We start from the raw sequence: 8,851 nt of genomic DNA on the forward strand, positions 1-8,851 counted from the left end.
TCGCATCCGCTCGACGGGCGCTCGGACGGGCGCCGACCGTAGTGTCGGTCCCGTGGCATCCCCCTCCTCCCCCTCCCCCGCGTCGATCGTCGTGCAGTTCGTGCTCACGGGGATCGTGTGGGGGTCGAGCTTCCTCTTCATCGCCGTCGCCCTCACCGGCATGACGCCGGCGCAGGTCGCCGGCGGGCGACTGCTGTTCGGCGCGCTCGCCCTCGGCGCCATCGTGCTCGTCCGCCGCGAGCGCCTGCCCCGCGGCCGGCGCACGTGGGGCCATCTCGTCGTCCTGGCCGTCAGCTTCTGCGTCGTGCCGTTCCTGCTCTTCGCCTGGGCCGAGCAGCACGTGTCGTCGGGGCTGGCGAGCATCTTCAACGCGACGACCCCGATCATGACGGCGATCATGGCGTGGGCGGCGTTCCGGGTCGAACGGCTCGGGATCGGGCAGCTGGTCGGCATCGGCGTGGGCATCGTCGGCGTCGTCGTCATCATCGCGCCGGGGGCCGTGGCCGACGTCGGCGACAGCACCGTCGCCCAGCTCGCCCTGTTGGCCGCGACCGCGTGCTACGGCTTCAGCCTCGCGTACATGCGCCGCTTCCTCGGCGACACCGGCCTCTCGGGCGTCGCCTTCGCCTTCGGGTACATCGCCCCGGCGGCGGCCATCATGGTCGCGCTGTCGCCGCTGATCCTCGCCGAGCCGATGCGCCTCGACCTGCCCGTCTCCGCCAGCATCATCGCCCTCGGGGTGCTCGGCACCGGCGTCGCCTACGTCTGGAACCAGAACGCCCTGCGCGCCTGGGGACCGACCCGCGCCTCGACCGTCACGTACATCACTCCGGTGGTCGGGGTGGGGCTCGGCATCCTGTTGCTGCACGAGACCATCAGCTGGAACGAGCCCGTGGGCGCGGCGGTGGTTTTCGTGGGCATCCTGCTCGTGCAGCAGCGCCTTCGCCTCGGGCGCCGCGCGGTCGCGGGGTAGGCCCCCGTCCGCGACGCGGTCCCTGCACCCCGGTGGCGGACGGAGACGACGAAGACCCCGGATGCCGAGCACCCGGGGTCTTCGAATCGATCAGTACCGCGACGCGCGTCGCGGTCGGATCACGCCTGGAGCGAGAGCTGCAGGTCGAGCTCGATCGTGACGTCCTTACCGACGAGCACGCCGCCGGTCTCGAGCGCGGCGTTCCACGTGAGGCCGAAGTCTTCGCGGTTGACGACGGTCTTGGCGGTCGCGCCGGCCTTGTAGTTGCCCCACGGGTCGGTGCCGAAGCCGCCGAAGTCGAGCGAGAAGGTGGCGGGCTTGGTGATGCCGCGGATGGTGAGGTCGCCGTCGACGAGGAAGTCGCCGTCCTCGAGGCGCACGCCGGTCGAGCGGAAGTCGAGCGTCGGGTAGGTCTCGGCGTCGAAGAACTCGGCCGAACGCAGGTGCTGGTCGCGACCCTCGTCCTTGGTGTCGACCGAGGTGACGTCGACGGACGCCTCGACGGTGGCCTCGAGGGGGTTCTCGGGGGCGACGATGGTGGCGCTCTTGACGCCGAAGGTGCCGCGCACCTTCGAGATCATCATGTGGCGCACCGAGAAGGTGACCTCGCTGTGGGCGGGGTCGAGCACCCAGGTGCCCGTCTTGTAGCCGGGGATGTCGAGGGCGGTTGCGTCGGTCATGTCACTCCTAAAGGTCGGGGGAGCCGTGTCGGCGTCCTGACGGGATCAAACTCCCATTCAGACGAATGTATTCCACACTCGAGGAAAAAAACGAACCCGAGGGTGCCGTGGGCCCCTCGGGTTCGTGAACGTCCGGTGACGAACGGGTCAGCCGACCTTGAGCAGGTCGATGATGAAGATGAGCGTCTTGCCGCCCAGGAAGTGCCCGCCGGCGGGGCCGTACGCCAGGTGCGGCGGGATCACGAGCTCGCGACGGCCGCCGACCTTCATGCCCGGGATGCCGTCCTGCCAGCCCTGGATGAGGCCGCGGAGGGGGAACTGGATGCTCTCGCCACGGCCCCACGAGGAGTCGAACTCCTCGCCGGACTCGTACTCGACACCGGCGTAGTGCACGGTGACGGTGTCGCCGGGCTTGGCCTCGTCACCGTCGCCGACGATGATGTCGCGGATGACGAGGTCGGAGGGGGCGGGGCCGCTGGGAGCGTCGAACTCCGGCTTGGTGCGATCAGTCATGAGTCCATCCAAGCACGCCCGACCCCTCGCGAACGTCCCCTGGACAAAGACTCAGCGCCCGGTGCCGCGGCGATGCCTGCGTGTCTCCCGGGCGCTGAGTTGGCCTACGACGATGGTCCTCCCGCCGCGCGGCGGTGTCAAGACCCCGGTGCGCGCCGCTCGTTCGCCGAGACCGCACGCGATCGCCGAGCCCGCACGCCGGCGCGACGACACGCGCGCGGTCTCGTCATCCTCATGCGGTTCCGGCGTCCGGCGGGACTGTCGCGCCCCGCGCGCGTCATCGCGACAGCAGCGCCGCCCGCGCCGCCGTGGTGCGCTCGAGCAGATACCGCTCGGTCGCCGGTGCGTGAGGGTCGCGCCCCGACAGGGTGCGCTGGCGCGCGGCGGCCAGAGAGGTGGCATCCACGATGAAACCCCTCATCACCGCGGTGCGGTCCCCCGGGAGGGTGCGCGCCCACGCCAGCGCCGACCGTCGACCGGCGGGCGTGGCGAGCATCTCGACCTCTTGCGGGGTGAACCCCCCCGCCGCGGCGTACTCGCCCAGACGGGCGCGCGTGAGGCGCGTCTCTTCGCGCCGCAGGGCCAGGATGCCGAGGATGAAGAGAACGAAGAGGGGCACCTGCAGCGCCGCGTACACCTCGAAGAAGTTCGCGAACGTCGCCGAGCCGTTCCAGAGGGCGTGCAACAGGATCGCGCCGACGAGTCCCGGGATGCCGTAGCGCAGCGCCGCACCCGCGCGCAGGCCCCGGCGCGCGGCGAGACCGAAGGCGAAGCCGGTCAGGCTGGTGAACATGACGTGCGCGAACGGCGACAGGACGGCGCGCAGGAAGAAGGTGCTCGCCACCTGCGCGGACCCGCCCTCGAGGTAACTGATCGCGAAGTACTGCACGTTCTCGGTCAGGGCGAAGCCCGCGCCGATCAGCGCACCGTAGACGATGCCGTCGACCGGGCCGTCGAACGCGCGACGCGCGAACGCGAAGATGAGCAGCACCCCGAGCCCCTTGGCGATCTCCTCGACGATCGGCGCCTGGACGACGGCGCTGAAGGCCTCGGGCAGACGTCCCGCCACCAGGGTCACGACCAGGTCGACGGCCAGGGCGATCACGACCGAGGCGATCGCCCCCCACGCCACCGCGAAGACAAGCAGGCGTCGCGGTTCCGGCTCCCACCGGTCGATGTACCGCACGGCGAACCACACGATGACGAACGGGATCGCCGCCAGCACCAGTCCGAGGAACGTCGCCGCGGTGCCGAGGAACCCCGTGAAGTAGCGCACCAGGAGCGCGAGCAGGGGAACGAGCAGCACCGCCACGACCCACAGGGCCACTCCCCCGCGACGTGAGCCGGGCGGGGCTGCGGAGACCGCCGCCTGCGGCGCGGTGGAGATGCGGGTGGGTTCGACCGAACCGGGCCGCGACAGCGGCGACGGGGAGCTCATGCGCTCAGCCTAGGGTCGGCCGTCTGTTCGGCGTCGAGGGTTGCGGGCTCGGCCCCGGGGTACGGCCCGGTAGCGTGGAAGCATGCGTTTCGCCCACGTCCGGTCTCACGAGGGGGCGCACGCCCCTCGTCTCGTCAGCGTCCACGGCGAGGAGTTCAGCTTCGTCGACGAGCTCTTCGACGGCGCCCCCGCCACGCTCGAGCAGCTCATCGCCGGGGGTGACGCCGAGCTCGCCCGTGTTCGCGCGGCCGTCGACGACGCGCCTCGGCATCCCCTGGACGGCATCCGCTTCGCCCCCGCCGTGCTCGCTCCCCCGTCGATCCTGGCCGTGGGGCTGAACTACGCGGCGCACTCCGGCGAGCTCGGGCTCAAGACCGACGCGGGCCCCACGGTGTTCGTGCTGTGGCCGAACTCGCTCACCGCCCACGGCGAGACCACGTCGTGGCCGCGAGCGCTCAGCGAGGCCGTGGACTACGAGGCCGAGCTCGGTGTGATCATCGGGCGCCCCGGTCGCGACATCGCCGAAGAGGACGCCCTCGACCACGTCTGGGGCTACACGGTGGTCAACGACATCACCGCCCGCAACATCCAGTTCTCTGAGGCGCAGTGGTCGCGCTGCAAGTCCTTCGACGGCTTCACCCCCACCGGGCCCTTCGTCGTCACGGCCGACGAGATCCCCGACCCGCAGGATCTGCACATCTGGACCGTCGTCGACGGTCACACCGTGCAGGATGCCAGCACCGGCCAGATGGTCCGCTCGGTCGCCACCCTCGTCAACAAGCTGTCCGAGTCCGTGACGCTGCTGCCCGGGACGCTCATCTCCACCGGCAGCCCCGGCGGCGCCGGCTACTCGCGCGACCCGCAGATCTTCCTGCGCGACCGCTCGACCGTGACCGTCGGCATCGACGGCATCGGCGAGCTCACGACGCACTGCCGCATCCTCGACTGACCCCGCGCCCGGCGCCCGGCCGCCGCCGCGCCCGCCCGGCGCCGCGCACGCCCGGCGCCGCGCTCCGAGCGCGCGAGACAGCATCCGGCTGACGTCTCGGTTGCAGAATGTCACCGAGTTGTCAGCGGGATGCTGTCTCGAGGCCGCCGGGCCAGCCGGCCGCCGGGCCAGCCGCGGCGCCGCGGCCGCCCGCGGCGGCGGCGACCCCGCGGATCAGTCCTCGACGACGCTGTCCGCCGACCGGACGATCGGGATCGCCGCGGTCACGGCCTGCAGGCCCGACAGGCGCGCGGGCGAGATCTGCTTCGTGACCTCCTCGCGCGACATCAGCCCCGCCTCGACGACGAGGTCGGCGACGTTGCGGTGCGTCAGCAGCGCCGTCTTGGCCAGGGCGGCGGCCGCCGCGTACCCGATGAAGGGGGTGAGTGCCGTGACGACGCCGACCGACGACCCCACCATCGCGCCCAGGCGTTCGCGGTTCGCGGTGATGCCGTCGACGCAGTTGACGCGCAGCGTCCACATGGCCTGACGCATCCACGTGATCGACTGGTAGATCGAGTGCGCGATGACCGGCTCGAAGGCGTTGAGCTGCAGCTGACCACCCTCGACCGCCATGGTCACCGTCATGTCGGCCCCGACCACCGAGAACGCCACCTGGTTGACCACCTCGGGGATCACCGGGTTGACCTTGCCGGGCATGATGCTCGAACCCGCCTGCCGCGCCGGCAGGTTGATCTCGCCCAGGCCCGCTTGCGGGCCCGACGACAGCAGGCGCAGGTCGTTGCAGATCTTCGACAGCTTGACGGCGTTGCGCTTGAGCGACGACGAGAACGACATGAAGGCGCCCGTGTCGCTCGTGGACTCCACCAGGTCGGTCGCGGTCTCGAGGTCGAGGCCGGTGATCGCGCGCAGGTGGCGCAGGACGGCACCCGCGTAGCCGGAGTGGGCGGTGATGCCCGTGCCGATCGCCGTGGCGCCCATGTTGATCTCGTACAGCAGGTACGCGTTCTCGGTGAGGCGGTTGTAGTCCTCGCCGAGCGTGGTCGCGAAGCCGTGGAACTCCTGCCCGAGGGTCATGGGCACGGCATCCTGCAGCTGGGTGCGGCCGACCTTGAGGACGTCGTGGAACTCCTCGGACTTGGCCAGGAACGACTGCCGCAGCAGGGCGAGCTCCTCGAGCAGGCTCTGCAGGGTGAGCGACAGGCCGATCTTGATCGCCGTCGGGTAGACGTCGTTGGTCGACTGGCTGCGGTTGGTGTCGTCGATCGGCGAGAGGAAGCCGTAGTCGCCCTTCTCGCGTCCGGCCATCTCGAGGGCGATGTTGGTGATGACCTCGTTGGCGTTCATGTTGGTCGACGTGCCGGCGCCGCCCTGGATGACGCCGACGGTGAACTCGTCGTGGAACTCGCCGTCGATGACCCGCTGCGCGGCGCGGTCGATGAGATCGGCCTTGGACTCGTCGAGCACGCCGATCTCGCGATTGGCGCGGGCGGACGCCTGCTTGACCATCGCCAGCGCCCGCACGAGGTCGGGGTACACCGAGATGGGCCGCTTCGCGATCGGGAAGTTCTCCTGCGCCCGGGCGGTGTGGATGCCCCAGTACGCGTCGGCGGGGATCTCGAGGGATCCGAGGGAGTCGGTCTCGGTACGGGTGCGCGTCATTGCGTCCAAAGCCATGTGGGGGTCCTCGTGGGTGTCACGGCGAGCAGGGATGCAACGAGCCTAACCACCGCGCTCCGCCCCGCCGCTGGACGCCGCGGCCTGTCGGGCGATCCCCACCGTCCGCCGCGTCTATTGCCCGGGCGCGCGCTTGCGCGAGAACGCCTCGAGTCGCTCGCGCGGGCTGAGCGCGGCCATCCGCGCCGTCCACTCGGGGGTGAAGACGCCGGACGACTCGGCGTCGACGACGGGGACGACCGCGTGGGTGACGGTGTCGTCCCACACGTGCACCAGGTGGAACGACCGGCCGTCGTCCATGCCGTTGACGGCGTCGGCGGGGCGCGCGAGGTCCATCGTGTAGCAGGATGCCGAGGCGACGCTCACCGGCACCCCCGCGAACGTGCCCGAGGTGGAGTAGTGCAGGTGGCCGGCGAGGATCGCCCGGACGTCGCTGCCGGCGATCGCCGCGGCCAGTCCGGCCTGGTCGCGCAGCTCGAGGATGTCGAAGAAGGGGATGTGCGTGGGCAGCGGCGGGTGGTGCAGCGCCAGGATCGTCCCGAGCGGGGCGGGCTCGGCGAGTTCGGCCCGCAACCACTCGAGCTGGACGGCGTCGAGATCGCCGTGGTGCCACCCGGGCACCGTCGAATCCAGCGCGATCAGGCGCAGCCCGCCGAGGTCGTGCACGCTCGTCACGGGCTCCTCAGTGGCCGGGGCGTCCAGCAGGTGCGCGCGCAGGGCGGGACGCTCGTCGTGGTTGCCCGCAACCCACACCACCGGGGCGCCCAATCGCGCCGCCCACGGCTCGACCGCGTCGCGCAGCGCGCGGTACGCCTCGGGCTCGCCGAGGTCGGTCAGATCGCCCGTGAAGACCACGGCATCCGGTCGCACCCCCGTCGCCTCGGCGGCGGCCAGAGTGCGGCGCAGGTGCCTCGCCGTGTCGAAGCGGTCGCCCAGCAGCCGATCGCCCCCGAGCAGGTGCGTGTCGCTGAGGTGGAGGATCACGCGCGCCGCGGGCGCGTGCTGACCGAACTGCACGGATGCCATGACCTCAGCCTAGGCAGGGGCTCCGACACCCCGCGCGCCGGCGGCTGCGCGGCTCAGTGGTTGAACAGGATCAGCAGCAGTGCGCCGAGCACCGCCGCCGCGCACACGCCGAAGCAGGCGTACGCGCCGATCAGCGACACGCGCTTCTGCCCCTCGCTGAGGGGGTTCTTCTTGGCCGCCTTGGCGACCGCCTTCTCGGCGCGGCGCCGCTGCTTGTCGCTCAGGACGGTGATGGCATCCGTGAACTCCGCCGGTGCGACCAGCGGCGGGCGTCCCCCGCGCACGAGCAGGCGCAGTCCCAGGGCGTAGGAGGTCACGACGATCGTCGCGCCGACCAGGGCGGCGACGAAGACGTGCAGGAAGGCTTCCCAGTTGATGAGCATCAGGCGTCCTTACCGACTTTCTCGCGATCCAGGCGGCGCTGACGACGGGTGGGGCCGGGCTTGCGGGGCACCTTGACGGCCGCGCCGGAGTCGGCGACCTCGCTCATCGCGTTCGCCGAGGTCACCTCGTCGCGCCGGGAGCGCAGGAACAGCCCCAGCACGATGACCACCGCGATCACGGCGTCGACCGCGACGCCCCAACCGCCCAGCCACACGACGATGAGTGCGGCGGCCGCTCCCACGGCACCGGCGGCGGGCAGGGTCAGCACCCAGCCGATCATGATGCGCCCCACGGTGTTCCAGCGCACGGTCGACCCGCGACGCCCCAGTCCCGAACCGATCACCGAGCCCGAGGCGACCTGCGTGGTCGAGAGGGCGAATCCCAGGGCGCTGGATGCCAGGATCGTCGCCGCCGTCGAGGTCTCGGCCGAGAAGCCCTGGGCGGGCTTCACGTCGGTCAGGCCCTTCCCGAGCGTGCGGATGATGCGCCAGCCGCCCATGTAGGTGCCGAGCGCGATGGTGATCGCGCACGCGAACACCACCCACAGCTGCGGGTCGGGGTTCGCCGAGGACTGCCACCCCACGGTGATGAGCGCGAGCGTGATGACGCCCATGGTCTTCTGCGCGTCGTTGGTGCCGTGAGCCAGGGCCACGAGGGAAGACGTGAAGATCTGCCCCCAGCGGAAGCCGTCGCGTCCGTCGGCCTTCATGTCGTAGCGGCGGGTGACGCCGTAGGCGATCTTGGTGACGACGAAGGCGATCACTCCCGCGGTGAGCGGGGCGATCAGGGCCGGCAGGATCACCTTGCTCAGCACGACGCCGGTGTCGATCGCCGAGGCACCCACACCCACCAGGGTCGCGCCGATCAGGCCGCCGAACAGCGCGTGCGACGAGCTCGACGGCAGACCCAGCAGCCACGTGAGCATGTTCCAGGTGATCGCGCCGATGAGGCCGGCGAAGATGATCGGCGGGAAGATGTCGGGACTCAGCTGCTCCTCGCGGATCATGCCGCCCGAGATGGTCTTGGCGACCTCGGTCGACAAGAAGGCGCCGACCAGGTTGAGGCTCGCCGCGAGCAGGACCGCCACCTTCGGCTTCAGCGCACCCGTCGCGATGGGCGTGGCCATCGCGTTGGCGGTGTCGTGGAATCCGTTGGTGAAATCGAAGAACAGTGCCAGCACGATGACCAGCACGATGATGAGGGCTGCGCTC

The 8,851-nt window shown here is 70.9% G+C and carries 9 protein-coding genes; 2 read left to right on the forward strand and 7 right to left on the reverse strand.

All coding sequences use genetic code 11. The annotated features are described in order from the left end of the window. Window positions 1–4 precede the first annotated feature (4 nt). Window positions 5–973 (forward strand): DMT family transporter, encoded by a 969-nt coding sequence (locus tag DBR36_RS05675; RefSeq protein ID WP_308810939.1) that lies wholly within the window; start codon window positions 5–7, stop codon window positions 971–973. Window positions 974–1,092: 119 nt separating this feature from the next. Here the strand turns inward: DBR36_RS05675 and DBR36_RS05680 are convergent, their stop codons facing one another. The 3 genes from DBR36_RS05680 to DBR36_RS05690 form a co-directional block, all read right to left on the reverse strand. Further along, window positions 1,093–1,653 (reverse strand): YceI family protein, encoded by a 561-nt coding sequence (locus DBR36_RS05680; RefSeq protein WP_108317955.1) that lies wholly within the window; start codon window positions 1,651–1,653, stop codon window positions 1,093–1,095. Between the two features lie 147 nt (window positions 1,654–1,800). Continuing rightward, entirely contained in the window at window positions 1,801–2,166 is a 366-nt protein-coding gene (locus DBR36_RS05685) for an FKBP-type peptidyl-prolyl cis-trans isomerase (RefSeq protein WP_013583439.1), read from the reverse strand. 277 nt (window positions 2,167–2,443) lie between these two features. Beyond that, the gene (locus DBR36_RS05690) at window positions 2,444–3,604 is read right to left on the reverse strand and encodes a PrsW family intramembrane metalloprotease (protein WP_108317956.1); all 1,161 of its coding nucleotides are present in this window, start codon (window positions 3,602–3,604) and stop codon (window positions 2,444–2,446) included. 82 nt (window positions 3,605–3,686) lie between these two features. Between DBR36_RS05690 and DBR36_RS05695 the strand changes: the two genes are divergently transcribed. Continuing rightward, window positions 3,687–4,553, forward strand: a complete 867-nt coding sequence (locus tag DBR36_RS05695) for a fumarylacetoacetate hydrolase family protein (protein WP_108317957.1) — start codon at window positions 3,687–3,689, stop codon at window positions 4,551–4,553. Between the two features lie 213 nt (window positions 4,554–4,766). Here DBR36_RS05695 and DBR36_RS05700 read toward each other — a convergent pair whose 3' ends face one another. From DBR36_RS05700 to DBR36_RS05715, 4 genes are all read right to left on the reverse strand, one after another. After that, window positions 4,767–6,230: an aspartate ammonia-lyase gene (locus DBR36_RS05700; RefSeq protein ID WP_108317958.1), complete on the reverse strand. Its 1,464-nt coding sequence runs from the start codon at window positions 6,228–6,230 to the stop codon at window positions 4,767–4,769. Between the two features lie 114 nt (window positions 6,231–6,344). After that, the gene (locus DBR36_RS05705; RefSeq protein WP_108317959.1) at window positions 6,345–7,256 is read right to left on the reverse strand and encodes a phosphodiesterase; all 912 of its coding nucleotides are present in this window, start codon (window positions 7,254–7,256) and stop codon (window positions 6,345–6,347) included. Between the two features lie 53 nt (window positions 7,257–7,309). Further along, entirely contained in the window at window positions 7,310–7,639 is a 330-nt protein-coding gene (locus DBR36_RS05710; RefSeq protein ID WP_108317960.1) for a peptidase, read from the reverse strand. Continuing rightward, on the reverse strand, window positions 7,639–8,851 hold a 1,213-nt coding region (locus DBR36_RS05715; RefSeq protein WP_108317962.1), incomplete at its 5' end, for an inorganic phosphate transporter. The genes DBR36_RS05710 and DBR36_RS05715, both read right to left, overlap by 1 nt.

The organism is Microbacterium sp. HMWF026 (genome assembly GCF_003061325.1).
Lineage (GTDB): Bacteria > Actinomycetota > Actinomycetes > Actinomycetales > Microbacteriaceae > Microbacterium > Microbacterium testaceum_E.